Origin of the sequence: Pseudoalteromonas sp. Ps84H-4 (assembly GCF_024124645.1) — a bacterium.
GTDB lineage: Bacteria > Pseudomonadota > Gammaproteobacteria > Enterobacterales > Alteromonadaceae > Pseudoalteromonas > Pseudoalteromonas lipolytica_C.
Genome location: NZ_JAMXSK010000015.1, coordinates 16696 through 42536 on the forward strand (window position 1 = coordinate 16696; position 25841 = coordinate 42536).

The following is a 25841-nucleotide window of genomic DNA, read 5'->3' on the forward strand; positions in this document are numbered from 1 at the left end:
CGTAAAGGTAAAGGGTGATTTGGGAGTTATACTTTAGACTTATAAAGATAACTGGTTGGATTTGTTGGAAAGCTCTATTTATCTAGCCTTGTAAGCAGATGTTCGATTTTTAATACAACAAAATACAGATAAGTTTACAGTTTTAACGACCGCAAAAAAGTTGATTTTAGATTTACGTTGGCGTAAACGTAAATATTATGTATGCTGAATTAAATCGAAATTAAACTATAACAAATTAACTGTTTGGTTACACATGATTTGAACACATGATGATAACCACTAACATGGAGCCAATTATGACTACTGAAGCCGTTGTTATTGTTGCCGCAAAACGCACCCCTATGGGTGGTTTTATGGGCGCACTTAGTGGTGCTCACGCAACTGATTTAGGTGCTACAGCTATTAAAAGTAGCTTAGAGCAAGCTGGTTTATCTGCCGATAAGATTGACGAAGTGATCATGGGCTGTGTATTACCAGCTGGTCTTGGTCAAGCACCTGCGCGACAAGCAATGTTAAAAGCGGGCCTTTACCAAGGTACTGGCGCAACAACAATCAACAAAGTATGTGGCTCTGGCTTAAAGGCTGCAATGTTTGCCCATGACTTAATTAAATCAGGCTCTATAAACACCGCTGTTGCAGGTGGTATGGAAAGCATGAGTAACGCGCCTTATATGTTACCGAATGCACGTTCAGGTATGCGTATGGGTCATGGCGAAGTAAAAGATCACATGATGTGTGACGGCCTTGAAGATGCTTACGACAACAAAGCAATGGGTTGTTTTGCACAAGATACTGCCGATCAATATTCAATTGGTCGTGAACAAATGGACAACTTTGCACTTAGCTCACTGACTAAAGCAAATAGCGCAATTGAAACAGGCGCATTTGATAATGAAATCGCCGCACACACTATCTCAACACGCAAAGGTGATGTGACCGTTGCGATTGATGAGCAACCAGGCAATGCGCGTCCTGATAAAATTCCAGGTTTACGTCCTGCATTTAAAAAAGACGGCACGATTACAGCTGCGAACTCGTCATCAATTTCTGATGGTGCAGCAGCACTTGTGTTGATGCGTGAGTCAGATGCAAAAGCACAAGGTTTAACACCACTTTGTCGTATCGTTGCTCACAGCACACATTCTCAAGCACCAAGTGAATTTACTTTAGCACCAGTTGGCGCGATGCAATCGCTTTTAGAAAAAGCTGGTTGGTCTGTGAATGATGTTGATTTATGGGAAATCAACGAAGCGTTTGCCATGGTGACTATGCTTGCAATTAACGAGTTAAAACTTGATGAAAGCAAAGTAAACGTAAACGGCGGTGCCTGTGCACTTGGTCACCCAATTGGTGCAAGCGGCGCGCGTATCTTAGTTACCTTAATTCATGCATTAAAGAATCGTGGTCTTAGCAAAGGTGTTGCCTCACTGTGTATCGGTGGTGGTGAAGCTGTTGCTATGGCAGTTGAAGTTATTTAATCGCTTTAGAATTTTAATCTCTCACAGCCGCAACGTATTTTAAAAACTATCATGTTGCGGCCTCTTTATACCCACTGGGGAGGAGTGCCTCATGCACCAAGTACCTTTATTTATCAACGGCGAATTTACCCAATCAAGTTCAACGCAGTTGATTGATGTTATCAATCCTGCAAACCAAGAAGTGTTAGCTCAAGTTCCGTGTGCAACGGATGCTGAAATGGATGCAGCCATTGCCTCTGCAAAAGAAACATTTAAAACATGGAAAGAAGTGCCAATTTCTGAGCGTGCGCGCATTATGATGAAATACGCAGCACTACTAAAAGAAAACCATGACGAGCTTGCGACGATTATTTGTCATGAGCTGGGTAAAACATTTGAAGATGCCAAAGGCGATGTTTGGCGTGGTATTGAAGTGGTTGAGCAAGCAGCCAATGCACCATCACTAATGATGGGCGAAACAATGGAAAACGTAGCGCGTAAAATCGATACATACTCTTACATGCAGCCACTGGGTGTATGTGCGGGTATTACGCCATTTAACTTCCCTGCAATGATCCCTTTATGGATGTTCCCACTGGCTATTGTGTGTGGTAACACCTTTATTCTCAAACCATCAGAACAAGATCCATTAACACCAATGCGTTTAGCTGAACTATTTGTTGAAGCGGGTGCGCCAAAAGGGGTGTTACAAGTTGTTCATGGTACAAAACCACAAGTTGACCGTTTATTAGAAGACCCAGCAGTACGCGCTATTTCATTTGTTGGTTCGTGTGGTGTAGGTGAATACATCTATTCAAAAGGCACAGCAAACCTTAAACGCGTACAAGCTTGTGTGGGTGCAAAAAACCACATGGTAATTATGCCTGATGCAAGTAAATCGCATGTTGTAAATAATCTAGTAGGTGCGTCTGTAGGTGCTGCGGGTCAGCGCTGTATGGGTATTTCGGTTGCTGTGTTTGTTGGTCAAGCAAAAGACTGGGTTGATGAAATTAAAGCAGGCTTTGAAAACGTACGCCCTGGTGTATGGGATGATGCAAACGCGGCCTACGGCCCACAAACATCAAAAGCGGCAAAAGATCGAATCTTATCACTTATCGCAAGTGGTAAAGAACAAGGTGCAACGTGCTTAATTGATGGCTCTGACTTTACTGTTGAAGGCTACGAGCAAGGCAACTGGGTTGGCCCAACATTATTTACTGATGTAACAACAGAAATGGATTTATACAAAGAAGAGATCTTTGGTCCAGTACTGGCTTGTATTTTTGTAGATACACTCGATGAGGCGATTGAGCTTATTAATAACTCGCCTTACGGTAACGGTACATCGTTATTCACATCAAGCGGCGCTGCTGCACGTAAATTCCAACATGAAATCGAAGTAGGTCAAGTTGGTATCAACGTGCCAATTCCTGTGCCACTCCCGTTTTTCTCTTTCACAGGTTGGAAAGGGTCATTCTACGGTGACCAACACACCTACGGTAAGCAAGGTATTCGTTTTTACACAGAAACGAAAACAATTACTTCACGTTGGTTCGAGGATGATATCGCCTCAGGTCCTAACATGAGTATAAACCTTAAATAAGCCGTAATTAATTTACTGCTGAGCGAGCACACGCTCGCTCAAAGAGCACACATTTAAACGACAACAATCGTTATTCACACAAGAATAAGACAACAAAATAGAGGTCTACTATGGACTTTAATTTAACCGAAGATCAGCAAGCGTTTGCTGAAACAGCCCGTCAGTTTGCAGAGTCAGAACTTGCTCCAAATGCAGCTAAATGGGACCAAGAACACATTTTCCCGAAAGACACCATTAAGGCAGCCGGTGAGCTAGGCTTTTGTGGTTTATATACCCCTGAAGAAGCGGGCGGCTTAGGTTTATCTCGCCTAGATTCAAGCATTATCTTTGAACAGCTTGCCATGGGTTGTACAGCAACGACTGCTATGTTGACCATTCATAATATGGCAACCTGGATGATTGCAAGCTTTGGTACTGATGACGTTAAAGCCCAGTACTGTGAACAATTAGTAATGGGTGAGTTACTTGCTTCTTACTGTTTAACAGAGCCAGGTTCTGGCTCTGATGCAGCATCACTAAAAACTAAAGCGGTAAAAGAGGGCGATGAGTATGTGATCTCAGGCTCTAAAATGTTTATTTCGGGAGCCGGTGAAACTGATTTACTTGTAGTTATGGCGCGCACTGGTGGTGAAGGCGCTGCCGGTATTTCTGCATTTGTTGTGCCTGCAGATGCTGCAGGCATTGAATACGGTAAAGCAGAAGAAAAAATGGGCTGGAATGCACAGCCGACACGTTTAATTAGCTTTGAAGGTGTCAGAATTCCTGCGGCTAACTTACTAGGTCAAGAAGGCGAAGGCTTTAAGTTTGCAATGCAAGGCTTAGACGGTGGTCGTATTAATATTGCAACCTGTTCATTAGGTACAGCACAAGCTGCTCTTAATACTGCGCGTGAATACCTAAAAGAACGTGAGCAATTTGGTAAGCCATTAGCTGCTTTCCAAGCACTGCAATTTAAGATTGCTGATATGAACACCGAGCTTGTTGCCGCTCGTCAAATGGTGCGCTTAGCCGCATTTAAACTTGATACGGGTGACAGTGAAAAAACCACTTACTGTGCAATGGCAAAACGTTTTGCTACAGATGTTGGCTTTAAAGTCTGTGACGACGCACTACAAATTCACGGTGGTTACGGTTACATCAAAGAATACCCATTAGAGCGCCATTTCAGAGACGTCCGTGTGCATCAAATTCTTGAAGGCACAAACGAAATCATGCGTGTGATTATCGCACGTCGTATCTTAGCTGAGTCAGCTGGCGACATTCTATAAGGAGCAACCTATGTCTAATCCATCGATTGATTTAAATATTGAAGGTAACGTAGCGGTTTTAACCATGAATAACCCGCCAGCGAATACCTGGACACAAGATACATTAACTGCATTAAAAGAGACTGTAACTGAGCTAAATGCTAATAAAAATGTCTATGCATTAGTGATCACAGGGCAAGGTGAAAAGTTCTTTAGTGCAGGTGCCGATTTAAACGTGTTTGCTAGTGGTGATAAAGGCGTTGCTGCCACCATGTCAAAAGTGTTTGGTGATGCATTTGAAGCATTAACCAATTTCCGTGGTGTATCAATCGCGGCAATTAATGGTTATGCCATGGGCGGTGGTCTTGAAGTGGCCCTTGCTTGTGATATTCGCATTGCTGAAGAGCAAGCTCAAATGGCACTTCCTGAAGCGAAAGTTGGCTTACTGCCATGTGCTGGTGGTACGCAAAACCTTGCATGGCTTGTCGGTGAAGGCTGGGCAAAACGTATGATTTTATGTGGTGAGCGCTTAAAAGCAGACAAAGCACGTGAAATTGGCCTTGTTGAAGAAGTGGTTGGCACTGGTGAAAGCTTAGCCGCGGCAATGAAACTTGCTAACCAAGTTGGCGAACAAAGCCCGGTTGCTGTGACTGCATGTAAAGAGCTTATTCAAAAAGGTCGCACACAACCTATGGCTCATGCATTGCCACTAGAGCGTGAGTTATTTGTACAATTATTTGATACGCAAGACCAAAAAGAAGGCGTGAATGCGTTCTTAGAAAAGCGTAAAGCTAATTGGGTAAATGGCTAATGACTAACGTAACACTACTAAATCATCAAGATGCGCCTGTGGTATTTGAAACTGCAGAGGCCGAAAGCGGCCTCATTGCAATTGCGACACTCAATGCGCCTAAGTCGTTAAATGCCTTAAATTACGACATGATCCAACTGCTTGAGCCTCAGCTTAGAAAATGGGCTGACGATAACGCAGTTGCCATGGTCATTCTAAAAGGGGCTGGCGAAAAAGCATTTTGTGCTGGTGGCGATGTAGTAAGCCTACATAAAGCAATGAGCACAGGTGAGCCTGCTAACTACATTGAAGACTTTTTTACCCATGAGTACAAATTAGACTACCTAATTCACTGCTATGAAAAGCCAATATTACTTTGGGGTAATGGTATTGTTATGGGTGGCGGTCTTGGCTTAATGGCTGGGGCAAGTCACCGTGTGGTAACCGAAACATCGCGTATCGCAATGCCTGAGCTAACCATTGGTTTATACCCAGATGTTGGCGGCAGTTATTTCTTACATAAAATGCCTGAGCAAGTGGGTTTATTTTTAGGGTTAACTGCGGCGTCTATCAATGCTGAAGATGCATTGTTTGTTAATCTTGCTGATCACTATGCAACAGCAGATAAATATGACGCTATTTTAACGGCTATCACAGCTGAAAAGTGGGGAAAAACAGCCTCATTAAATCACGAAAAGCTGACTAACATTCTAATCTCTATTGATAATATTTCAGGCCGTGTCCCTAAAGGTAACGTAAAAGATAACTTAGCGGTTATTCAAAAGCTGGCTGAATTTGACTCACTGCAGGGCAAAGTTGACTACATTCAAGCTTTAGAAACCGAAGACAAATGGCTTACCCGTGCGCAAAAGTCATTAGCGCATGGTTGTCCGCTTAGTTGTGCGCTGGTTGAACGTCAATTAGCTAATTCAAAAGAGATGACGTTAGCACAGTGCTTCAAAATGGAGCTAGGTATGTCAGTACGCTGTGGCGAAGTAGGTGAGTTTCAAGAAGGAGTTCGTGCGCTATTAATTGACAAAGACGGTGCACCAAACTGGCAGTTTAAATCGCTTAGCGATATCGACGAAGCAGTTGTAGATAGCTTCTTTACAGCACGCTGGGATGAGCAATCTCATCCACTTAACTCATTAACGTCATCTTAAGTCCAAGGGGTAAACAAATGGCTAAATTAACAATAGGATTTATTGGTTTAGGCAACATGGGTGGCCCAATGGCGGCAAACCTTGTCAATGCAGGTCATACAGTTCGCGTGTTTGACTTAAATAAAGCAGCGGTTAATGAGCTTGCCGATAAAGGTGCAATTGCTGCAAACGATGCGGCTGAATGTGCCATTGGTGCTGATATTTTTATCAGTATGCTACCGGCAAGCAAACACGTCAAATCGCTTTACTTAGGTGAAACGGGTCTTATTAACTTACTTGATAGCAAAACCTTAGTGATTGACTGCTCAACCATTGATGCAGAATCAGCACGTCAAGTGGGTAGTGAGCTTGCTCAAAAAGGCATTGATTTTGTTGATGCACCGGTATCAGGTGGTGTTGCAGGAGCAACAGCGGGCACTTTAACCTTTATCGTCGGTGGTGAGCAAAGTCACTTTGAAAAAGCCAAACTGGCTTTAGTGGATATGGGTAAAAATATCTTCCATGCTGGTGATATTGGTGCAGGCCAAGTCGCAAAAATCTGTAACAACATGCTGCTAAGCATTTTAATGGCAGGTACTAGCGAAGCACTACAAATGGGCATAAATAACGGGCTCGATCCAAAAGTGTTAAGTGACATCATGACTGCAAGCTCTGGGCGTAACTGGACACTTGAGCTTTACAACCCATGCCCTGGTGTAATGGAAACGGCGCCAGCAAGTAATGATTATAAACCGGGCTTTATGGTTGATTTAATGGCTAAAGACTTAGGTCTTGCTATGGAAGCGGCTCAGCAAAGTAATTCATCTACCCCAATGGGGTCAATGGCGAAGAATCTATACACTATGCTTCAGCATCAAGGTGCGGGTAGTGATGATTTTAGCGCTATTTTTAAATTATTCTCGAAGTAGGAGATTGTTGTGGAAATTAAAAACAACAACATCGTAATTACCGGTGGTGCGCAAGGTTTAGGCTTTGCGATGGCCGAGAAATTTGCATCGCTTGGCGCGAACATCGCCCTTATCGATATGCAACAAGATGTACTAGATACTGCAGTATCAGCGCTTGCCAAGCATGGCACAAAAGTCATGGCGTATGCTGCTAATGTCACAGATGAAGACGCTGTGGTAGCAACGTTCAACACGATTAACAAAGACTTTGGCCATATCGGCGTGTTAATTAATAACGCAGGTATCTTACGCGATGGTATGTTTATCAAAGCAAAAGAGGGCAAAGTGGTAGATAAAATGTCGCTGGCTCAATTTCAATCTGTGATTGATGTGAACCTAACTGGTGTATTCTTAGCAGGCCGCGAAGCTGCGAGCCACATGATTGAGTCTGGCAAAGGCGGCGTTATTGTTAATATGTCGAGTGTTGCCCGTGCTGGTAACATTGGCCAAACAAACTATGCTGCGTCTAAAGCCGGTGTTGTTTCGATGACAACGGGTTGGGCGAAAGAATTAGGTCGCTTTGGTATCCGTGTTGGTGCAATCGCACCGGGTGTTATTCGCACAGCAATGACAGATGCAATGAAACCAGAAGCAAAACAACGCATGATGGCGGTAACGCCAGTGGGTCGTTTTGGTGAAGCAGAAGAAATTGCTCAAACAGCACAATACATTGTAGAGAATGACTTCTTTACAGGTCGTGTTGTTGAAATTGATGGCGGTATCCGCCTTTAGTTTTAAATGGTAACCCTTTACCCATTGAATGTACCAAAACGGTAAGCCTAGCTTGCCGTTTTTTTATTTTTTAAGTATTTTAAATTCATAATGATAAGGAGATTTTTTATGAACACTGATGGCATTACAGTCTCAATGAGCAAAGGAATTAAAGCCAACTTCAATCTGGGTGAACATTTAATTGAATACTGGGGTTCTGCTTATTCTGGAAAAGAAGTTCTGAAAGTTGACGGTGAATTAATAGCAGAATCACGTAACTTTAAAACAAAATCTGTTCATGAGTTTAATGTTGATGGTAAAGCCTGCCAGTTGTCTATACGTGTTAGGCCCTTCTTTAAGTTCTCAGCTGTTATATCGTTAGAGTGTGAAGGTGAATTAGTACAACGCTTCCTACTAACCTACGGTAAAACACGCAAAGTAGCCTGGTATTTCAGGTATCTCGATATATTGGCATTTTTTATTTTGGGATGGGTATTTATGGCAGAAGTAATATCACTTAACGAGCTAATTTTACTTGCTGGTGCCATTTTAATTTTTTCAGAAATAGTTTTTAAAAATCAAGGCTGGATCATCGAAGAGCAAAAGCCTTGTAATTAACTGCCCAGCATTCAATAATTAAGCGGTTAAATGCCGCTTAACTTTGAGAGATGCAGTGAATCCCAAACAAATCCGCAATTTTTATATCAATGAAGAACAGTCTGTTTATTTGCTGTCTCACCATGATGCTAAAAAGCACCGTCAATGGCTTAACATTTGTATTAAACAACTTACCTTGCTTGGTTACAGTGACGTTGAATTAATTGGTTCTGGTGCGTTTGGATTTGTTTTTGCTGGTGTTGATGATGAAGACCTACCTTGGGTATTTAAGTTTTCACGGATAACCCTAGCGCAAAGTGTGCGTGACCGTTTAGAAGACGAAGCCTACATGCTCTCGCAAGTTAAAAACCCACTCGTGCCAAAATTTTATGCCTTTGAGCGTATTAAAAAGCAAGGCATCTTAATGATGGAGCGCGCGCTAGGTGAAGATTTAGAAAAAATCTCCATCAAACAAGGGCGTTTCAGTGCAGCAAAAGTCATGGCGCTGGCTCTTAGGTTACGTAATGTGCTGGTAGATTTACGCGAACACAAAAATGGCTTAAGCCCACAGCCAATTGTGCATGGTGATATTAAACCCTCTAACATTGTTTATGATGAACAAACTAATAAGTTGTCATTGGTAGACTGGGGCAGCTCTGTTTATGCACAAATAGATGCTGAAGGTAATCCGGTTGCTAGCAACTTTATGGATCTTATGTCTGCTGATATAAGCACAACCAATGCACGCATGGGTGATGTGTATTTTATTGGTGATGAGCAAATGTCAGGCGGGCAGTCATCTCCACGTTTTGATGAGCAAGGTGTTGCATCAACTCTTTATGCATTAGCCTCTGCACAATCTTGTCGATTTGGTGCGGCGGTTATTCCGGCTACAAGCTTAAATTTACCTATGGAGCTTGCCCGGGTCATTGACGGTATGCTTTCAAAAGATAAGGCAACCCGAGATGGCGCAGGTGATTATTTTATGCGTAACATGCCTGCAATGGCTAAAGCGTACCTACCTGAACTGCCTCGTAAAGTCATTCGACCTTATATCCCTTATTGGTTTAGCGAGTTTGATGAGCACCCAGATACAGTGGTTTACAGTTCTCGAAAGCAATTTTTAAGACAAGCTGACCATAATAAACAATTACTTGATGTAAACGATGCTCAGCTCGATAGATACTACAAAGAGTTTTTATTTGATACCGGCGACACCGAAAAAGCATTTTTGGCCTCTATTAGTCGATTAGCAAAATACCCGGTAGTAGGGGGCTTAAGTTTTCATTGGAAAGAAAACTCAATGTTTGTTGAATCATCACTTATCCTGCATGATGAAACACTCGGCACTGCGTTTACCGATGCGATTAACAACACGGTGATGTTAGCACAGGGAATTGAACAAAAAGGTCTCTTTAAATGTTGTTTGTTTGATGCGCGTAAGACCATTCAGCTAGAGCGTGATGGCACCGGTGCGTTTAAATTTGAACATTTACCTGAGCTTGATTATGAAGTGATGGATGTACAAGCCTCAGACGTGACCAGACCACACTCTTACTTTGAAGATGGTAAAGACCCAGATGAGCAATTACAGCTCCCGAAAAAGGTCATAAAGTGCGTATTTGAGCTTAACCAAATACACCACACGGGCTGTATCATTTTCGAAGCCTTACCTGATAGGATGAAGATACACCATTACTATCGTCTGCTAGATGCCAGTAAAGAACCTGAATTTAAACGTTTATTAAGTAAGCTTATGCAATACGCGGTTAGTATCACAGATGTTGGTGTAGCAGGCTTTATGAAGCTACCTTACAAAAATACCCGTGAATTTGATTTATGTACCAGACAGCCCGATGAGTTTTTTCCAAGAGATCCGAAAAGAGAAACAATCGAGTAGATTATTTAAAGTTGCTAAATGACCTTCATTATTTGAATCACATTGGAAATGTATTTTTTACGCTGTTTTTGTTCGTAGCTTTTTCTAGAAAATTAATTTTAGCTACATCCTTTAGTCCTGATGTTATCCAAAAGTTATAATTGAATCATTGTAAAATGTAGGGATAAGCCTAATTGTAAAAGTCGAATATGCATTTAAATGGAATTAATATATGTTCTGGCTAATATCCTTTATTATTTTGCTCGCCATTACTGTCGTGCCATTTCCTTTTAAGATATATGGATATCTATCAGGTAAAGATGACAGTCCTAAGATTGTTAAATTTGAAGAAATAGCGAATGCGCTCTTTATGTCATTGGGCTTGTTCGCATTTTATGGTTTCATCACAGATAAAGTTTATCTAACACCTGAATTTTGGAATGGGTGGTTATGCGTCGCCATCGTATGGTCTTTGCTACCTTTATTTTGGTCACCTAAGCTTGATTATGCTAGTGAAATGCTCGGCCGTAATAATATGCGGTTGCTGGCAGCCGTAAGTTCTATTTTGTACCTCCCTTTGCTTTTTGCAGTCTATTTTTATGCAAACTAATTTTTCACTTCGTAGAACACTTTACCCTAAAGCAAGCTCATATTTAGAAATGAAACCTTAGAATGAAGAATAAAATAACCTGCTAAATAGCAGGTTATTTACGGCGCAATTTTACTTATGCTCTTCAATTATCTCAGTGATCCCTTCAGCTGAGAGTATTTCAATCCAATACCCATCTGGGTCTTTAATAAAGGCTAGGCCTTTCATCGAGCCATCGTCTGGTTTTTTTACAAACTCAACATCGTATTTTGCAAAACGTTCGCATGCTGCGTACACGTCTGGCACACTAATACCAATATGACCAAAGCCTTTTGGTTCATCATTTCCACTATGGTAACCAGCAAAGCTATCGTCGTTTTCTGTGCCCCAATTATGCGTAAGCTCGATAAGAGCAGGGCGGCGAAATACCCACTGTGCTTTTTCTTTATCGGTGCCTTTTGGCATGTCTTGCTCATAACCTAAAAAGTAAAGCGTAAACTCCATTTTAGGAAAATCATATTTACCCAGTAACTTCATGCCTAAAACGTTTTGGTAGAAATCTAAAGATGGCTTTGGATCTTTAATACGCAACATAGTTTGTTGCATCACGAAATCTTGCGTTGCGTTTGCGATTTGTTCAGGTGATTCGTTGTAGTTAGACATATACATCCTTTTAACTGACATTAATGATGATGCACTAAGTGTAACATAACCAGATTACCCTTAAATTAATAAAAAATAATATTGACCAGTTTGACTGGTTGTGAAGATATTAACTTGCTAACTCACATAAAAAACCGCCTCAACAGGCGGCTCTTATAAATTGACAGCTTGTAACTAGCAATTGTTGATTAGTTGCCCCAAGGATTACTCGCACTTGAACGCTGTTTACGGGTTCGTGCTTGTTGCTTGGCTTCTTTTTTTGCGTGAATGCGTTTAGCGTCGGTAAAACTTAACTCACACGGTTCACCAGGTTTTTGATCCGCAGGGATCACGCGATCTCGAGGTGGCAGCTCGTAGTTTACATCGTCTGGGCGTGGTAAATTTTTAAGGCGATACAAATAAAAGTTCTCGACTTTTTCTTGAGCCCATTGTGTTTTACGTAAAAACTTAACCGCAGATTTAACATCTGGATTATTTTTAAAGCAGTTTAAACGCATATAGGCGTGGAGCAATTCCCAGCCATATTGCTCGACAAGCTCTGTCACTACTTGCTCGATACCTACACCTTGCAGTGGGTTATTGCTGAAAATTTCTTTATTACTCATTAGACTGTCCGGTATTACAAAACTAGGGTAAGTATAATTGCCTTTACCCTAGTTTTATAGCTAACTTGCTAAGAATGTTTATATTCGAGCTTATTCTTTACAATTAACCACTACACGGCCGCGAATTTGACCTTTTAATAACGCTTCTGCATTTTCTATGGCTTTAGATAGCGGTATTTCTTGCGAAATAGCATCGAGGTACTGAGTTTCAACTAACTCACTAAGACGTTGCCATGCTTCAATTCGATCAGCTTTAGGGCGCATTACACTATCTATACCCATTAGACTAATGCCACGAAGGATAAACGGCGCTACCGTTGCTGGAAAGTCCATTCCTTGTGCTAACCCACAGGCAGTTACAACACCTCCGTATTTAATCGATGCACACACATTTGCAAGGGTGTGGCTACCCACAGAATCAATTGCGCCAGCGAATTGCTCTTTAGCGAGTGGTTTACCAGGTGCTGAGAATTCTTCGCGAGATAAAACGCGTTTTGCGCCTAATTTTTCAAGGTGCTGTGCTTCATTCATTCGACCTGTTGTTGCAACCACATCAAAGCCAAGTTTATTTAATAAGTAGATAGCAAAACTACCCACGCCGCCATTTGCACCGGTAACAAGTATTTCACCACATTTTGGCGTGATGCCTTGTTTTTCTAATGCGATAATACTTAGCATTGCCGTATACCCCGCAGTGCCAATTTGCATTGCCTGTTTTGGTGTTAAATTAGCGGGTAGGGGGATGAGCCAATCAGCACTCATAGACGCCTTTTCACTTAGGCCACCTAGGTATTTTTCGCCAACACCAAAGCCATTTAGTAGCACTTTATCGCCTACTTTAAATTCATCGCTTTTAGACTCTGTTACTGTGCCTGCAAGGTCGATCCCGGGGATCATAGGAAATGTTCTTACCACTGGCCCTTTACCTGTGATTGCTAAGGCATCTTTGTAATTTAACGTGCTGTAGTCAACATCAATATTTACATCATGCTGGTGGATGCTCTCTACAGGAAAGTCTGTGTATTCGGCACGATAGCCTTGATCATCTTTATTAATAACTACCGATTTTACTGATGTTGTCATGGTGACTCCTTTTAGACCGATCGTCTTTTAATGGTTAAAATAAAACCGTATTTAAACGGCTTTATAAAATTAAGCGTAAAAATTGTGCTGTATAAAGGGTAAGCGGTTCACTTGATTTATCAAGTTTAGAGCGCATCACTGCGCCTTCCCAGCCAATCCAGAAGAACTCAGCAAGCATTTTGCAATCTGATGATTGAGGAATTTGCTTTTGCTTCTTAGCATCAACTAAGCATTGCTCGATTAAAGCTTGCCAGCTGGTGTAAGCCTGTTTAATACGATCAATCATTGGCTCATCAAGATAGCTGAGCTCTTGGTTTAAATTGCCAATTAAGCAGCCGCGCTTAAACTCAAATTTTGCCATGCCTTGTTTGGCGTCATTGGCAAACAGCACAATCCTCTCAAGAGGGGTAGTTGCACTATTTGTTAAATGGCGCTTTAACTTGGCCTGAAAATAGCTGTCGTATGCATCAATGAGGGCTAAACCAAAATCATTCTTACTTTTGAAATAATGATAAAAAGAGCCCTTAGGTACCTGAGCTGATTTTAAGATTAAATCAATGCCGGTTGCACTAAAGCCTTTTTCGGTTAATACAGCTAACCCGGTATTAATTAATAGGGCACGAGTATCTGCATTTGAACGTGCTATTTTTGGTGGCCTGCCACGACGGCTTGGTACAGAGTTATTTGTTTCCATGCCAACCATATTAGACCGATTGGTTTTTAATATGCAAGAACTATATTGCTTAAATTGTAATCATCATAAATTTGTCATGATTACAATTAAATTGGGAACTTTGCGCAAATGATGTTGGTCACAAATACTGAAGCTAAAAAGAGCTGTATCGTTTTTAGCTGAATTTAAGTGTATTAATAGATGGTTTTAGTTAAAGAGGTACGACCACTTAGTCATTTTAAATGTTAATTCATTTGAGCATCAGCACGTTAGTTATTGTCAATTTATTTAATTGCTTTTTGCTATTTGAATTTAACAGTTTTATTAACTATTCATTAAATGTAGATGTCAATTTCGCTACATATCTATAAATATAAAAAGGTGAGGATATTACCTATGAAGAGACAGAAAAGAGATCGTTTAGAAAGAGCTCATTCTCAAGGTTATAAAGCAGGCTTGGCAGGCCGTTCTAAAGAACAATGCCCTTATCAACAAGTCGATCCTAAATCTGAATGGTTAGGTGGCTGGCGAGAAGCCATTGAAAACCGCAATATGTTTAAAACTTAATATAGGCACCTTATTTACGCAAAAAAGCCCCATTTAGGGGCTTTTTTGTATCTTTAATTAAAGATTAAAACGCAGATGTATCTTGGAAAAGACCTACTTTAAGATCTTTTGCTTCATAGATAACACGGCCATCTACTTCAACAGTACCATCTGCCATACCCATGAATAATTTACGCTTAATTACACGCTTCATGTCTAATCGATAAGTTACTTTTTTAGCAGTTGGTAAGATTTGACCTGTGAATTTAACTTCACCTACACCAAGTGCACGACCAAGACCTGGACCACCAGACCAACCAAGGAAGAAACCAACTAATTGCCACATAGCATCAAGGCCAAGACAACCTGGCATTACAGGGTCACCTTTAAAGTGACAGTCGAAGAACCAAAGATCTGGGTTGATATCTAGTTCTGCAACAATTTGACCTTTACCGTGCTCACCACCGTCAGCAGTGATAGAGATAATGCGGTCCATCATTAGCATGTTGTCACTTGGTAAACGACAATTGCCTTCACCGAACATTTCACCTTGACCACAAAGGACCAATTCTTCTTTTGTATAGCTGTTTTTAGGTTCCATAACTCTCATTCATCGCTTAGAAATTGCCACGTACTTTAGCGTACACTTGTACGCTAAACAACTCGGAGCAGTTAATTATTTGCTATTTTTCGCTTGTTTTATGACCATTTAATTAAACTGTAGCCGATAAAGGGAGATAAAACCGCGCATTGTGAAGTAAAAATCATTATAATTGCTGTGATTCTTTAACCAGTCTAAAGGAAATTTATGATCCTTTTTGTAAACTCACTGACAGTGATTGATTTTTCTTACTTGTGTAATAAACGCGGCGCAGTTGGCGAGAGCTGGATTGTGGATTTAACTCTGCATGGCCAATTAAATGATGAGTCGATGGTGCTTGATTTTGGCTTAGTTAAAAAGCAAATCAAGGGCATTATTGATAACTGTATCGACCACAAACTTGCAGTGCCTGCCAAATTAAACGGTTCACTAACACAGCATGCTGAGCATAGCGTGCTAGATTGCCATTTTGGTGATAATTATCACTTAGCTATGAGTGCTCCTAACCAAGCATTTTGCTTAATTGATGCGGATGTTGTTGACGAAAAATCAGTAACTGAGTTTTTGATTAAAACGATAATGCCTGAGCTACCTAGTAACATCGAAAAGATCGAAATCAGTTTATATCCAGAGCATAGCCAAAGCTTTTACTATCATTACAGCCATGGCCTTAAAAAGCATGATGGTAATTGCCAGCGTATTATTCATGGTCACCGTTCGCAAATTGGTATTAGCCTTGATGGTATGGCTATGCCACGCTTACAAAAAGAATGGGCAGATAAATGGGAAGACATTTATTTAGCCACTGCTGAAGATGAAATTAACAAAGCAGACCTTAAACATGTAACTGCACAAGATAACGATGTGTGTTTTGCGTATACATCACAGCAAGGCTATTTTGAAATGGTAATTGATAAGTCTCGCTGCGACATTTTACCTTGCGATACCACTGTTGAATGCATTGCAGACTACTTAAGTTCTCAAGTTAAAAACCAATACCCTGAATCAGAGGTAAAAATTACTGCTTATGAAGGTGTTGGCAAAGGGTCAATCAGTTATGCGTAAAGGATTACTAGTAGCAGCGTTTGCAGGGCTGTTCTCACTTACTGCAAGTGCTGTTGAATTAAAAGGACATTTAACCCAAGGTGGTTTAGTAACAGGCCAAATTCAAGGTGCTAAAAGCGTTAGTTTTAATGGCGAGAAACTTAAGCTTTCTGAAAATGGTGAGTTTGTATTTGGTTTTGGTCGTGATGCTGAGACAAATCACAATCTTTCTTGGGTTGATAGTAATGGTGTGAGCCACGAGCAAGCAATTACAATCACCAAGCGTGACTATAAAATTGATAAAATAACTGGTGTTGCAAAAAAATATGTTTCGCCACCAAAAGAAGTGTCTGAGCGTATTAGCCGTGAAGCTGTTGCTGTGCGTAAAGCTAGGCAAGTTGATTCTGACTTAAGATACTTTTTAGACCCAGTTTATAAACCTGCAACCGGCCGTATATCGGGTGTTTATGGTAGCCAGCGCTACTTTAATGGTGAGCCACGCAGACCGCATTTTGGTTTAGACATTGCAAATAAAACAGGCACTCCAGTGTATGCGCCTGTAAGTGGCACTGTGGTATTTGCTGATGCAGATTTATATTACTCAGGTGGCACGTTAATTCTTGATCATGGCCATGGCGTTACCTCTACTTACATTCATTTAAGTAAATTAGATGTCAAAATAGGGGATGAAATTAAGCGTGGTGATAAAATTGCTGAAATTGGCGCGACTGGTCGCGTAACTGGCCCTCATTTAGACTGGCGTTTTAATTGGAAGAATGAACGCCTTGACCCTGCGCTAATGATGCAAGACACATTAGCTAATGAAAAGTAGAGACTATGACACAACAAATCGATCGTGACGCAATTATTGCAAAGCGTATTGCTGATTCAACAACTTCAGTAACAAAAACTGTTTTTCCTGGCCGTACTAATCACCATAATACTTTATTTGGTGGTGATGCACTTGCTTGGATGGATGAAGTGGCTTTTATTGCTGCTACGCGTTTTTGTAGAAAGCCACTTGTAACGATTTCGTCTGACCGTGTGGACTTTAAAGAAGCTATTCCTGCTGGAACATTTGCTGAGCTTATTTCAAAAGTTGTACATGTAGGTAATACCAGCCTTAAAGTAGACGTTGAGATTTTCTTAGAAAGAATGCATAAAGATGATAAGCACTTGGCTATTTCTGGCAGCTTTACGTTTGTAGCTGTTGATGATAACCATAGACCAACACCGGTTGTTTGCGAAAAAATGATCAACGGTTTCGATTAATTAATCGACAAATATTTTTAATGTAATAAGTACCTATGGGTACTTATTATTTATATAATAAGGAACACATCATACAATATTTGGGGTGAATAAAAGCTCAGCAAGGAATGAATTATGCAACTATAAATTCAGCAAGGGGGAATCGATGAATTTCATACTTTTTACTTTATACAGTTGCATACTTATATTGGCTTTTAACCAAGTTGATAACTATTGGTTTGATCTTATCGCCTCATTAAGAGGGCAATTGCTTGCGTTTAGCTTGCTGTTTGCAATGGCTTGTGTTCATAAGGCTAAAAAATTTGGCGCTGTTTGCGTGGTGTTTAGTACGGTACTGATCTTTCATCATTACAATTATTTTAATCAAGCTGACTCTCAACCAGGTGATATAAAAATAGCGCAAGCAAACGTCCATTATAGTAATCCATACTTAACCGACATAATTAATACTCAGCTAGTTAATAGCGACAACGATATACTCATTTTGTTTGAATTTAATGATACACAGCGTCACCTGCTTAGTGAACTTAAAGGACGTTATCATTTATTTGGCTATGCTGAAGTTGAAGGGGCGCCATTTGGAATTATTGTTATCTCAAAACATCCAATTATCCAGAAACAAATTAAGTATTTAGATAACCCAAAACTAGGTTTTGTAAAACTTAACTTTTTGTTCAAAGATACAGTCGTGAGTACAATTTTATTGCATCCGCCATCACCCAGAAATCAGCTTTTATGGGAGCAAAGAAATTATCTTTTATCGCAAGTTGATAAACAAATGCTTCAATTAAAAGGGCATTGGTTTATAGCCGGGGATTTTAATACTGTGCCTTGGTCACGTTATTTTTTAAATCATAACAACAGTTGTTCTCAGCAAGGTCGTAACTATGCAAGTTGGTCTGCTGTTGAAAATAAATTGGCTATTTCGTTAGCGGGTTTACCAATTGATAATTGTATTGTAAGCCAAGGAACGCGACTTTCTGGAGTACACAAGCAAGTCATCAAAGGTAGTGATCACCATTTACTAAGCTATCAACTTTCTTTTTCGACATATTGATTAGCGCGTAGAAAGCTATTTTCTATCAAAAGATTGATTACCATCGTTAACTCAAAATTATCCCATGGTTTTGCTGTAATGATATTGGCAATGTTTTTATATATCGCATGCTTAGTTGCTTCTAACTCAGCATAACCTGTAAGTAGCATTCGCGAGCAATGTGGTTGGATCAGGCGAATTTCTTTAAGTACAGTTAAACCGTTTAACGTTGGCATTAGTAAATCACATATAACTAAGTTTACATTATGTAATTTTGTATATTTGATCGCTGCACATGGGTCACTAAAGCATACAACAACATGGTCTGGTGATAGTAAACGCGAGAGGGCACGTAATATAGCTTCATCATCATCAATGATTACAATGGTTGTTTTCATGATTGAGCCCCAAGTAAATGCCTTAAATCATACAAAACATGTTTAAAATTTCGTTTATGTGGAAATAACCAAAACGCTTTGTAAGAGTAGGCTAATGCCTTTGAGTAGTAACCAAGCTCCCTATAAAATTCACCATAGCATTCACTTAATCTCGCTTTGATTCTTTTAAGTTCATTGTTTGATACAACAGATTGGTTACGATTAATTATTTCGACCATGGCCGCTAAACGGTTTTCTCTATTTGCTGTAATAGAATTGGCGCGCATTAAATAGTGCATTGCACACTGTGTTGAGTAGGCAACATAACCTCGTTTAGCTAATTTTAACCAGCAATCTAAATCTGTAGCGCTACTTAACTTATTGTCAAAACCACCCACATCAACAATGGCTGAACGTTTAACCATTACTGATGATGTACCAACAATATTGGTGGTGATCATTTGGCTGATTGGGTTTTCAAGTAATTGGAAATCTTTACTTTCTTTATTGCATTTAAATTCAGGCCAATAGTCGAAACAACCAATAATGTCCTCGTTCTGTTCATTAAAATGCATATAGTCAGTAAAACTTAACACACAATCAGGATGTTTTAGATGGAATGCAAGTTGACTAGCAAGCTTATCAGCAGACCAATAATCATCGGCATCTAAAAAAGCTAAGTACTCTGACTTTGCTTGTGTAATTGCAAGGTTACGAGCAGCAACAACGCCCTTTCGTTGTTGACTAAAAATCCGTACTTCATTTTTTTCAGCGGCAAGTCGTTGTAGGTAGTTGATACTGCCATCAGTGGAGCCATCATCGACAATAATGATCTCGAACTGAACGTTTTTTTGCTGATAAATGCTGTTAATACAAGTATCTAAATACTGCAAGCAGTTGTAGTTTGGAATGATAATACTGACTTGGCTGTTCATAATATGCTCCAAAAGCATTTCTTCACGTATTAAAGGATACGCAATTTAGACGCCAGCTTTAAATCTGTATTTTCTGTTAAATTACTAAGTCTTTTCTCTTTGTGCGTTGCATTTTGCAAATGCTAAGCATGTTTTTATCTCATTTCGGGAATTTAGCGGCTTTTTTGTCGGGTATGGAACTTGCCATAGCTCTTATAACCGTTTTTGTAGGAGCGTTTTTTTTATGAAGCACATTGCTATATTAGTCCCAAGCTTTCCGATTGCATCAGAAACCTTTGTTGTAACAGAAATAAAAGCGCTGTTAAACGCAGGGCACAAGGTGACGGTGTTAACCTTCGAAAAAACCAGTGTGTTGATTAACTTAACCAGCGCTATTGAAGTGAAAAAAATCACTAAACCAGCGTTTAAATCAATATTTCCTTCAATGCTAAATATTTATAAGTTAGCAAAAGCAGCTCACACTGCAGCTCAATTTAAATCAATTTCAACTCAATCATTACTTGCGTACGGTTATCAAATTGCACGTTATATAAAAGCGGCAAAGATTGATCATCTACATTGTCATTTTATGCATGGGCCACTTGCTTATGGCATTGTCGCAGCGAAACTTGCTGATATAACAGTATCATCAATTGGCCACGGACATGATGTTTATGTAAACAGTGCTGATCTAAAACCTAAACTCGCATTTTGTGATTTTTCGATAGCTGTCTGTGAAGAAATGGCTATGCAATTTAAGCGCTTTTCTGACAGTAACGTTAAGTTACTGCATTGTGGTATCGATACCAGTCAATTTAATCATAGCCCCACATCACTTAATGAGTCCGTCAGGCTAATTTTTATAGGGCGGTTAGTCGAAAAAAAAGGTTTGCAGTTTTTATTACCTGCTTTGAGGCAAATTCCGAAAGAGCTTGGGATCACTGTTGATATTGTTGGTGATGGCCCTATGTTGAACGATTTAATCTTTATGGCTGAAGAGTTAGGAATTAGAAAGTCTGTCCGGTTTTTAGGTGAAAAACCACATGATTGGGTCAGCGAAAACCTAATTTACTATTCAGCTCTTATCGCACCATTTTGTATTGCAGAAAACGGTGATAGGGATACAGGCCCGTTAGTGTTAAAAGAAGCTATGGCCTCTGGTTTACCTGTACTCACCACCACCTTAATGGGGGCAAACGAAATTGTCACACCCCAAGTTGGAATGAAATGCATGCCTGGGAGCATTTCTGCTATTAGCAAAATGCTATTTAAATTCCACCAACTCTCTCCTCATCAGCGTTATATGCTAGGTCAAAATGCTAAACAGCATGTAAATCTAAACTATAACGCAATAAAACAGGCAGAACGGTTATCACAATGGGTTGAATCTTTATAAGGAACGACCATGAGTAACTTAAAGCAAATAGGCTACTTTGCATGTGCAATTTTTGCGGTAAAAGGAATGGGTTTTATACTTTTACCCATTACAACTCGCCTTTTAGAACAACAGGAGTTTGGTCAATTAAACTTCCTAGTAACACTGTCTGCATTATGTTCTCTGGTCGTTTCATTAGGGTTACCTGAGTTATTGCTAAAGCAACAATATGATTCTTTTAAAGAAAAAATGGCATTGTTCCGTGACGCTTTAATCTTAATTCTATTGTTCTGTCTAATGTTCATTCTTTTTGGATTTGTTTTTTCAGAAGATATCATCAAAGCATTACCCGCCAATATCAAGCTGATAGATCTCAAGTTATTAATAATAAATCTTGCGCTAGCAGCCATATTAAGTATTCCTTATACCTATTATCGACTATTTGATCATGCGCAAAAGTATTGTTTTTACAGCGTTTCTCATGCACTGATTCAAACCTGTTTAACAATTACTTTATTAGTGCTTGGCTATAATATCACCGGCATGATGATTTCAGGAGTTGTGTGCACCCTAATTATTTTAGCTTTCACTGTTCATGATATTGCTGATGCAATAAAAGTTAGCTACGCAGAGTTTAGTTGGCGAATCAAAAAATCTCAGGGTGTGTTTTTACTTTCTATAATTTCATCGGGGTTGTTTGTTTATGCAGGTAATGGTGCAGAAAATTGGTTCATTGTTGCTTACTTCGATGAAAAATTGTTAGCTAATTATTATGTTGCGGCTCAGTTTGCAATTATAACCTCATTCACCTTTGAGCCAATTAGACTATGGTGGTTTGCTAAACGCTTTAACCTTATCAAAACAAACAAATTACAGTATCAACAGTATGCTATTTTGTCTCTGAATACGGGTCTTGTATTGTGCGTTATAATGGCCATTATTGCGCCTTTATTACTTAATTTTGTATTACCAGCTCACTATCATGGGCATGACGAATGGCTCGTGTTGCTAATATTAGTTGTTGCTATCAGACATCACAGTGACATTTTAAATATTGGTTGTTACATGCATAAAAATGGTGTGTATGTATCTGTTGTTAATTTGCTAACTGCATGTTTAGGATTAACTTTACTGTATTTCTTGGTGCCACGTTTTGCAGTTGAAGGCGTCATAGCCGCTTTAGCTATCATGCAAAGCTTTAAATTAGTATGTTTTTACATTTTGAGTCAACATCTTGAGCCTTTGCAGCTAGATTTTTTTGCTGTTATCCCAAGTTGGCTTGCATTAGTATCAATAACCTTTGTAACACTGCAATTTGAAAGTTCACTAACAGCTAAAGGGCTTATTCTTGTCTTTTACATTACCGGATTAGCCTTCCAATATAAGTCACTATTTTTACCTGCCATTAAAAAGCTAGTTAAGGGGCATGATTATGCTCAATTACTATAAACAAAACACGCTTTTAATTAATGGCATTTTAATTACTTTTGCTGTAGCAGTGACATACGCAACGGTAGGGCCAATAGCTGTATTTGCTTTGTTGCTCCTGCCATTCGCTGCCTTCACTGCGGTAAAAGTCAGTGTTGCATTTATTATATTATTCATCCTGTTTAGTTACTTTAGACTCCATGAGGCATTTCCAATATTAATGCCTTTTAAAATACCAAAGCTGCTAGCACTTGCATCGTTGCTTGGTATTGTTTGGCATCTTTTCATTTCTCAAAAACTTAAGCCTCACTGGCAAACAAGTCACCTTGTGTTCTTTTTATGGTTTGTTTGGCTCACCGTGTGTGTATTCAGTGCGTCTAATCGTGGACTTGCGATGGAGTACTGGAGTGGCGTTTTAACTAAAGTGCTCATAATGGTCTTTGCAATTTCTTGGTGGATGACATCACTTAAACATTTTAATGCAGTCAGAATTGGCATCATGATTTCTGGTGCTGCCATAGCCTTAGTGGCACTGAGTAACAAAATGAATGGGATTGGTTTAGTAGAAGGGACACGCGTGACAATCTCACGTGAACTGCGTTCGCAATTAGGCGATCCCAATGACTTGTCATTGGTAATGATGTTCCCTGTGTCGTTTTTAGCAGCAGAAGTGTTTGATACAAGTGCGCATAAAGTCAGACGAATAATTGCATTAATTTGCTTAGTGATTGCTATTAGCGGCGTTATTGCGACTCAAAGTCGAGGCGGACTACTCGGTATTGCAGCAGTGATTAGCTTCTTTATTTATCAAAAAGTTAAGAATCCCGTAGTTGTAGCTTGTATTGGTGCTGTTGGAATGCTTGCTATGGTGGCGTTTGCTGGTATTGCTGATAGGCAAAGTGGTGGTTCACATGAAGGCGGAGTTGATGAATCTGCTATGGGCCGTATCTATGCATGGCAAGCAGCGATCAATATGGCGATTCATAACCCACTAACGGGGGTTGGCGTTAATAATTTTGTTGTTAATTACTATTTTTACAGCCCCCATTGGGATGGCAAGAATCATGCAGTACACAGTACATGGTTTCAAGTTTTAGGTGAAACAGGCATTGTTGGCATATGCATTTTCATATTAGTGATTGCCTGTATTTACCGCAGTTTAAACCGAGTATTTTTGATAAATACGCAGTTAAATGATGAAAAAATAGCGGTAAATGCGAAAGCGTTAAAAGGCGGATTAATTGGCTTTATGGTGTCTGGAACATTTTTAACTCAAGCATTTACATGGCCTATTTATATAATCCTTGCTTTAACAATTGCCTTAGAAAAGCTGGTAATGGATAGACAACGGGAGAACGCACATGAGTGAACAACTTAAACATTGGTTAAAATCAAGTGACAGCCCATTTGCAAAATCACTTTTTCAATTTGCAAAAGCTATTCGCAATCCGCAAATTTGGGTGATCCCCGGTGTACATTCCTTGCTGTTTAAACTGCATTTACTTATTAGCACAACTATTAGCGAGATGGCACGTATCTTTTATTACACACCGTTATTTAAAAGCCAAATTAAAGGCACTAAAGCTAATTTATATCTTTATTCAGGAATGCCACAAATATTAGGCAAACTCGAAATTAGTTGTAAAGATAATACGCGCATTAGTGGTATTACAACATTTTGTGGGCGGAGTCAGGGCGAATTTACACCTAAGCTTATAATTGGCAGTAATGTTGATATTGGTTGGCAAAACGCATTTTCAGTGGGGCGTAATATCATTCTAGAGGACGATGTGCGTCTTGCTGGTAGGGTGTTTTTAGCAGGGTTTCCTGGTCACCCATTAAATTCAGAAAGACGTGCAAAGGGTGAGTCTGATGATGAGTGCCAAGTAGGCGATATCATCATTAAACAAGGCGCTTGGATTGGTACTGGTGCAACTGTACTTGCAGGAGTAACAATCGGTGAAGGGGCTATTGTTGCAGCAAGCGCTGTCGTAACTAAAGATGTACCTGCAAACACCATCGTTGCCGGTAATCCAGCAAAAGTTGTTAAACAGCTTAAGGATTCGCTATGAAATTTATTGTATTCGGCGAAGACTGGCAAAGTCACCCAAGTAGTACACAGCATCTATTCAAACAACTAGCAAAACAGCATCAGGTTATTTGGATTAACTCGATTGGGATGCGCAAACCAACATTTCGCTTGATTGATATGAAACGAGTTTTTAATAAATTAAAAAGCCTTTTTTTATCAAAGCGCACCCTTTTTTCATCTAAGCGCAATAGGCCAAATGCTAAAACAACGAATACTAGCCAGAACATTAATTTAACAGCACACACATTAGCGGTTTTACCTTGGCACGATAGCGTTATAGTAAGGCTATTTAATAAATGGATTTTTAATAAAAAAGGTTTCATAGATGATGAGCCAATTGTCTATTGGTTAAGTGTGCCAACAGCAATTAGTTTAATCTCTCCAAGAGAGCAAGATAAAGTAATTTACTATTGTGGTGATGACTTCTCAGCACTGGCTGGTGTTGATCACAAAATGGTTGCGCCATTTGAAAGTGAACTTATCAAAAAAGCAGATACTATCTATGTTGTTAGCGAGCGACTTGCCAACAAAATGCCAAAATCCAAAGTGAAAATGCTTTCTCATGGGGTTGATTTAGCACTTTTTACTACGCAAACAGCAAAAGCCAGAGAACTTGAGCAAATAAGCAAACCAATGATTGGTTTTTATGGCTCCTTAAATGCTTGGCTTGATAAAGCCTTATTGTTGACTCTTGCTAAAGAGAGGCCTGAGTATCAATTAGTGTTAATAGGACACCTCATAGAAGATTTCTCTGAGCTACTCAAGTTGGGCAATGTAACCCATATAAAGGCTGTAGAGCATCATCGCTTAGCTTCATTTGCACAGCATTGGCAAGTATCGATCTTACCGTTTGTTGATAATGAGCAGATAAGATCTTGTGATCCACTCAAGTTAAAAGAATACATAGCCACAGGCACACCAATCGTAACAACACGCTTTGCTGCAGTTAATCCTTACCGTGAGACCATCTTAATAGCAGATACCCATCAAGGTTTTATCGATCGAATTGACTATGCAGTTAGCTTAAGTAAATCACAAAACTTAAACTGGCGAACCAATCAATCTCAGCAAGCTAATAATCATAGTTGGCAAGCAAAAGCCACGTTAGTTTGTAAACAACTAAGATTTTGCTGATTTAATCGTAAAACC

The 25841-nt window shown here is 39.7% G+C and carries 27 protein-coding genes; 20 read left to right on the forward strand and 7 right to left on the reverse strand.

What is annotated here, in order from left to right; all coding sequences use genetic code 11:
- Positions 1-296: 296 nt before the first annotated feature.
- The 10 genes from NH454_RS13515 to NH454_RS13560 all read left to right on the forward strand — a co-directional run bounded on the left by NH454_RS13515 (position 297) and on the right by NH454_RS13560 (position 11004).
- Complete coding sequence (locus tag NH454_RS13515; RefSeq protein WP_235382096.1) at positions 297-1478, forward strand: acetyl-CoA C-acyltransferase; 1182 nt, start codon at positions 297-299, stop codon at positions 1476-1478.
- Positions 1479-1569: 91 nt separating this feature from the next.
- A complete protein-coding gene (locus NH454_RS13520) occupies positions 1570-3060 on the forward strand; it encodes a CoA-acylating methylmalonate-semialdehyde dehydrogenase (RefSeq protein ID WP_235382097.1) in 1491 nt (496 codons plus the stop codon).
- A 110-nt stretch (positions 3061-3170) separates the two neighbouring features.
- Positions 3171-4328, forward strand: a complete 1158-nt coding sequence (locus NH454_RS13525; RefSeq protein ID WP_253039357.1) for an acyl-CoA dehydrogenase family protein — start codon at positions 3171-3173, stop codon at positions 4326-4328.
- A 10-nt stretch (positions 4329-4338) separates the two neighbouring features.
- Entirely contained in the window at positions 4339-5118 is a 780-nt protein-coding gene (locus NH454_RS13530) for an enoyl-CoA hydratase (RefSeq protein ID WP_175078337.1), read from the forward strand.
- On the forward strand, positions 5118-6260 hold the full coding sequence (locus NH454_RS13535; protein WP_253039358.1) for an enoyl-CoA hydratase/isomerase family protein: 1143 nt from the start codon (positions 5118-5120) through the stop codon (positions 6258-6260). The genes NH454_RS13530 and NH454_RS13535 overlap by 1 nt, the downstream gene beginning before the upstream one ends.
- Positions 6261-6277: 17 nt before the next feature.
- Complete coding sequence (gene mmsB / locus NH454_RS13540; protein WP_063705355.1) at positions 6278-7168, forward strand: 3-hydroxyisobutyrate dehydrogenase; 891 nt, start codon at positions 6278-6280, stop codon at positions 7166-7168.
- 9 nt (positions 7169-7177) lie between these two features.
- Complete coding sequence (locus NH454_RS13545) at positions 7178-7939, forward strand: SDR family oxidoreductase (RefSeq protein ID WP_253039359.1); 762 nt, start codon at positions 7178-7180, stop codon at positions 7937-7939.
- 108 nt (positions 7940-8047) lie between these two features.
- Entirely contained in the window at positions 8048-8536 is a 489-nt protein-coding gene (locus tag NH454_RS13550) for a hypothetical protein (RefSeq protein WP_253039361.1), read from the forward strand.
- Between the two features lie 55 nt (positions 8537-8591).
- Complete coding sequence (locus NH454_RS13555) at positions 8592-10415, forward strand: serine/threonine protein kinase (protein ID WP_253039363.1); 1824 nt, start codon at positions 8592-8594, stop codon at positions 10413-10415.
- Between the two features lie 211 nt (positions 10416-10626).
- On the forward strand, positions 10627-11004 hold the full coding sequence (locus NH454_RS13560) for a hypothetical protein (protein ID WP_235382103.1): 378 nt from the start codon (positions 10627-10629) through the stop codon (positions 11002-11004).
- Between the two features lie 111 nt (positions 11005-11115).
- Here NH454_RS13560 and gloA read toward each other — a convergent pair whose 3' ends face one another.
- The 4 genes from gloA to NH454_RS13580 all read right to left on the reverse strand — a co-directional run bounded on the left by gloA (position 11116) and on the right by NH454_RS13580 (position 14028).
- Positions 11116-11646 (reverse strand): lactoylglutathione lyase, encoded by a 531-nt coding sequence (gene gloA, locus NH454_RS13565; RefSeq protein WP_235382104.1) that lies wholly within the window; start codon positions 11644-11646, stop codon positions 11116-11118.
- A 188-nt stretch (positions 11647-11834) separates the two neighbouring features.
- On the reverse strand, positions 11835-12251 hold the full coding sequence (locus NH454_RS13570; RefSeq protein ID WP_105180503.1) for a VF530 family DNA-binding protein: 417 nt from the start codon (positions 12249-12251) through the stop codon (positions 11835-11837).
- A 90-nt stretch (positions 12252-12341) separates the two neighbouring features.
- Positions 12342-13334 carry an MDR family oxidoreductase gene (locus NH454_RS13575; protein WP_235382105.1) on the reverse strand — a complete coding sequence of 331 codons (993 nt, stop codon included), beginning with the start codon at positions 13332-13334 and terminating at the stop codon, positions 12342-12344.
- Between the two features lie 61 nt (positions 13335-13395).
- Entirely contained in the window at positions 13396-14028 is a 633-nt protein-coding gene (locus NH454_RS13580) for a TetR/AcrR family transcriptional regulator (RefSeq protein WP_235382106.1), read from the reverse strand.
- Positions 14029-14403: 375 nt separating this feature from the next.
- Here NH454_RS13580 and rmf point away from each other — a divergent pair, with 375 nt between their 5' ends.
- Positions 14404-14574 (forward strand): ribosome modulation factor, encoded by a 171-nt coding sequence (gene rmf, locus NH454_RS13585; RefSeq protein WP_138557519.1) that lies wholly within the window; start codon positions 14404-14406, stop codon positions 14572-14574.
- Positions 14575-14638: 64 nt separating this feature from the next.
- Here rmf and fabA read toward each other — a convergent pair whose 3' ends face one another.
- Positions 14639-15154, reverse strand: coding sequence for a bifunctional 3-hydroxydecanoyl-ACP dehydratase/trans-2-decenoyl-ACP isomerase (gene fabA, locus NH454_RS13590; RefSeq protein ID WP_054553819.1), 516 nt, complete (start codon positions 15152-15154; stop codon positions 14639-14641).
- 207 nt (positions 15155-15361) lie between these two features.
- On the opposite strand from fabA, the gene NH454_RS13595 reads away from it, so the two are divergent.
- From NH454_RS13595 to NH454_RS13610, 4 genes are all read left to right on the forward strand, one after another.
- Positions 15362-16219 carry a 6-carboxytetrahydropterin synthase gene (locus NH454_RS13595; protein WP_235382107.1) on the forward strand — a complete coding sequence of 286 codons (858 nt, stop codon included), beginning with the start codon at positions 15362-15364 and terminating at the stop codon, positions 16217-16219.
- Positions 16212-17030 carry a M23 family metallopeptidase gene (locus NH454_RS13600; protein WP_235382108.1) on the forward strand — a complete coding sequence of 273 codons (819 nt, stop codon included), beginning with the start codon at positions 16212-16214 and terminating at the stop codon, positions 17028-17030. Before NH454_RS13595 ends, NH454_RS13600 begins: the two co-directional genes overlap by 8 nt.
- A gap of 5 nt (positions 17031-17035) precedes the next feature.
- Positions 17036-17470 carry an acyl-CoA thioesterase gene (locus NH454_RS13605; protein ID WP_135924597.1) on the forward strand — a complete coding sequence of 145 codons (435 nt, stop codon included), beginning with the start codon at positions 17036-17038 and terminating at the stop codon, positions 17468-17470.
- A gap of 145 nt (positions 17471-17615) precedes the next feature.
- Positions 17616-18527, forward strand: a complete 912-nt coding sequence (locus NH454_RS13610; protein WP_253039365.1) for an endonuclease/exonuclease/phosphatase family protein — start codon at positions 17616-17618, stop codon at positions 18525-18527.
- On the opposite strand, the gene NH454_RS13615 is transcribed toward NH454_RS13610, so the two are convergent.
- Complete coding sequence (locus NH454_RS13615) at positions 18503-18904, reverse strand: response regulator (RefSeq protein ID WP_235382110.1); 402 nt, start codon at positions 18902-18904, stop codon at positions 18503-18505. The two genes, NH454_RS13610 and NH454_RS13615, sit on opposite strands and share 25 nt — an antisense overlap.
- A complete protein-coding gene (locus NH454_RS13620) occupies positions 18901-19818 on the reverse strand; it encodes a glycosyltransferase family A protein (RefSeq protein WP_135924590.1) in 918 nt (305 codons plus the stop codon). Before NH454_RS13620 ends, NH454_RS13615 begins: the two co-directional genes overlap by 4 nt.
- A gap of 223 nt (positions 19819-20041) precedes the next feature.
- Between NH454_RS13620 and NH454_RS13625 the strand changes: the two genes are divergently transcribed.
- From NH454_RS13625 to NH454_RS13645, 5 genes are read left to right on the forward strand one after another with little or no spacing between them, the layout of a single operon-like run.
- Positions 20042-21193 carry a glycosyltransferase gene (locus tag NH454_RS13625; protein WP_135924587.1) on the forward strand — a complete coding sequence of 384 codons (1152 nt, stop codon included), beginning with the start codon at positions 20042-20044 and terminating at the stop codon, positions 21191-21193.
- 9 nt (positions 21194-21202) lie between these two features.
- On the forward strand, positions 21203-22621 hold the full coding sequence (locus tag NH454_RS13630; protein WP_235382111.1) for an oligosaccharide flippase family protein: 1419 nt from the start codon (positions 21203-21205) through the stop codon (positions 22619-22621).
- Positions 22605-23969, forward strand: coding sequence for an O-antigen ligase family protein (locus tag NH454_RS13635; RefSeq protein WP_235382112.1), 1365 nt, complete (start codon positions 22605-22607; stop codon positions 23967-23969). The genes NH454_RS13630 and NH454_RS13635 overlap by 17 nt, the downstream gene beginning before the upstream one ends.
- Entirely contained in the window at positions 23962-24672 is a 711-nt protein-coding gene (locus tag NH454_RS13640) for an acyltransferase (protein WP_235382113.1), read from the forward strand. Before NH454_RS13635 ends, NH454_RS13640 begins: the two co-directional genes overlap by 8 nt.
- Positions 24669-25826: a glycosyltransferase gene (locus NH454_RS13645; protein WP_235382114.1), complete on the forward strand. Its 1158-nt coding sequence runs from the start codon at positions 24669-24671 to the stop codon at positions 25824-25826. The genes NH454_RS13640 and NH454_RS13645 overlap by 4 nt, the downstream gene beginning before the upstream one ends.
- Positions 25827-25841 lie beyond the last annotated feature (15 nt).

Coding starts and splice junctions, on each gene's coding strand:
- NH454_RS13515 (WP_235382096.1), top strand. CDS start 297: ATGACTACTGAAGCCGTTGTTATTGTTGCCGCAAAACGCACCCCTATG.
- NH454_RS13520 (WP_235382097.1), top strand. CDS start 1,570: ATGCACCAAGTACCTTTATTTATCAACGGCGAATTTACCCAATCAAGT.
- NH454_RS13525 (WP_253039357.1), top strand. CDS start 3,171: ATGGACTTTAATTTAACCGAAGATCAGCAAGCGTTTGCTGAAACAGCC.
- NH454_RS13530 (WP_175078337.1), top strand. CDS start 4,339: ATGTCTAATCCATCGATTGATTTAAATATTGAAGGTAACGTAGCGGTT.
- NH454_RS13535 (WP_253039358.1), top strand. CDS start 5,118: ATGACTAACGTAACACTACTAAATCATCAAGATGCGCCTGTGGTATTT.
- mmsB (WP_063705355.1), top strand. CDS start 6,278: ATGGCTAAATTAACAATAGGATTTATTGGTTTAGGCAACATGGGTGGC.
- NH454_RS13550 (WP_253039361.1), top strand. CDS start 8,048: ATGAACACTGATGGCATTACAGTCTCAATGAGCAAAGGAATTAAAGCC.
- NH454_RS13560 (WP_235382103.1), top strand. CDS start 10,627: ATGTTCTGGCTAATATCCTTTATTATTTTGCTCGCCATTACTGTCGTG.
- gloA (WP_235382104.1), bottom strand. CDS start 11,646: ATGTCTAACTACAACGAATCACCTGAACAAATCGCAAACGCAACGCAA.
- NH454_RS13570 (WP_105180503.1), bottom strand. CDS start 12,251: ATGAGTAATAAAGAAATTTTCAGCAATAACCCACTGCAAGGTGTAGGT.
- NH454_RS13575 (WP_235382105.1), bottom strand. CDS start 13,334: ATGACAACATCAGTAAAATCGGTAGTTATTAATAAAGATGATCAAGGC.
- NH454_RS13580 (WP_235382106.1), bottom strand. CDS start 14,028: ATGGAAACAAATAACTCTGTACCAAGCCGTCGTGGCAGGCCACCAAAA.
- rmf (WP_138557519.1), top strand. CDS start 14,404: ATGAAGAGACAGAAAAGAGATCGTTTAGAAAGAGCTCATTCTCAAGGT.
- fabA (WP_054553819.1), bottom strand. CDS start 15,154: ATGGAACCTAAAAACAGCTATACAAAAGAAGAATTGGTCCTTTGTGGT.
- NH454_RS13595 (WP_235382107.1), top strand. CDS start 15,362: ATGATCCTTTTTGTAAACTCACTGACAGTGATTGATTTTTCTTACTTG.
- NH454_RS13600 (WP_235382108.1), top strand. CDS start 16,212: ATGCGTAAAGGATTACTAGTAGCAGCGTTTGCAGGGCTGTTCTCACTT.
- NH454_RS13605 (WP_135924597.1), top strand. CDS start 17,036: ATGACACAACAAATCGATCGTGACGCAATTATTGCAAAGCGTATTGCT.
- NH454_RS13610 (WP_253039365.1), top strand. CDS start 17,616: ATGAATTTCATACTTTTTACTTTATACAGTTGCATACTTATATTGGCT.
- NH454_RS13615 (WP_235382110.1), bottom strand. CDS start 18,904: ATGAAAACAACCATTGTAATCATTGATGATGATGAAGCTATATTACGT.
- NH454_RS13620 (WP_135924590.1), bottom strand. CDS start 19,818: ATGAACAGCCAAGTCAGTATTATCATTCCAAACTACAACTGCTTGCAG.
- NH454_RS13625 (WP_135924587.1), top strand. CDS start 20,042: ATGAAGCACATTGCTATATTAGTCCCAAGCTTTCCGATTGCATCAGAA.
- NH454_RS13630 (WP_235382111.1), top strand. CDS start 21,203: ATGAGTAACTTAAAGCAAATAGGCTACTTTGCATGTGCAATTTTTGCG.
- NH454_RS13635 (WP_235382112.1), top strand. CDS start 22,605: ATGCTCAATTACTATAAACAAAACACGCTTTTAATTAATGGCATTTTA.
- NH454_RS13640 (WP_235382113.1), top strand. CDS start 23,962: ATGAGTGAACAACTTAAACATTGGTTAAAATCAAGTGACAGCCCATTT.
- NH454_RS13645 (WP_235382114.1), top strand. CDS start 24,669: ATGAAATTTATTGTATTCGGCGAAGACTGGCAAAGTCACCCAAGTAGT.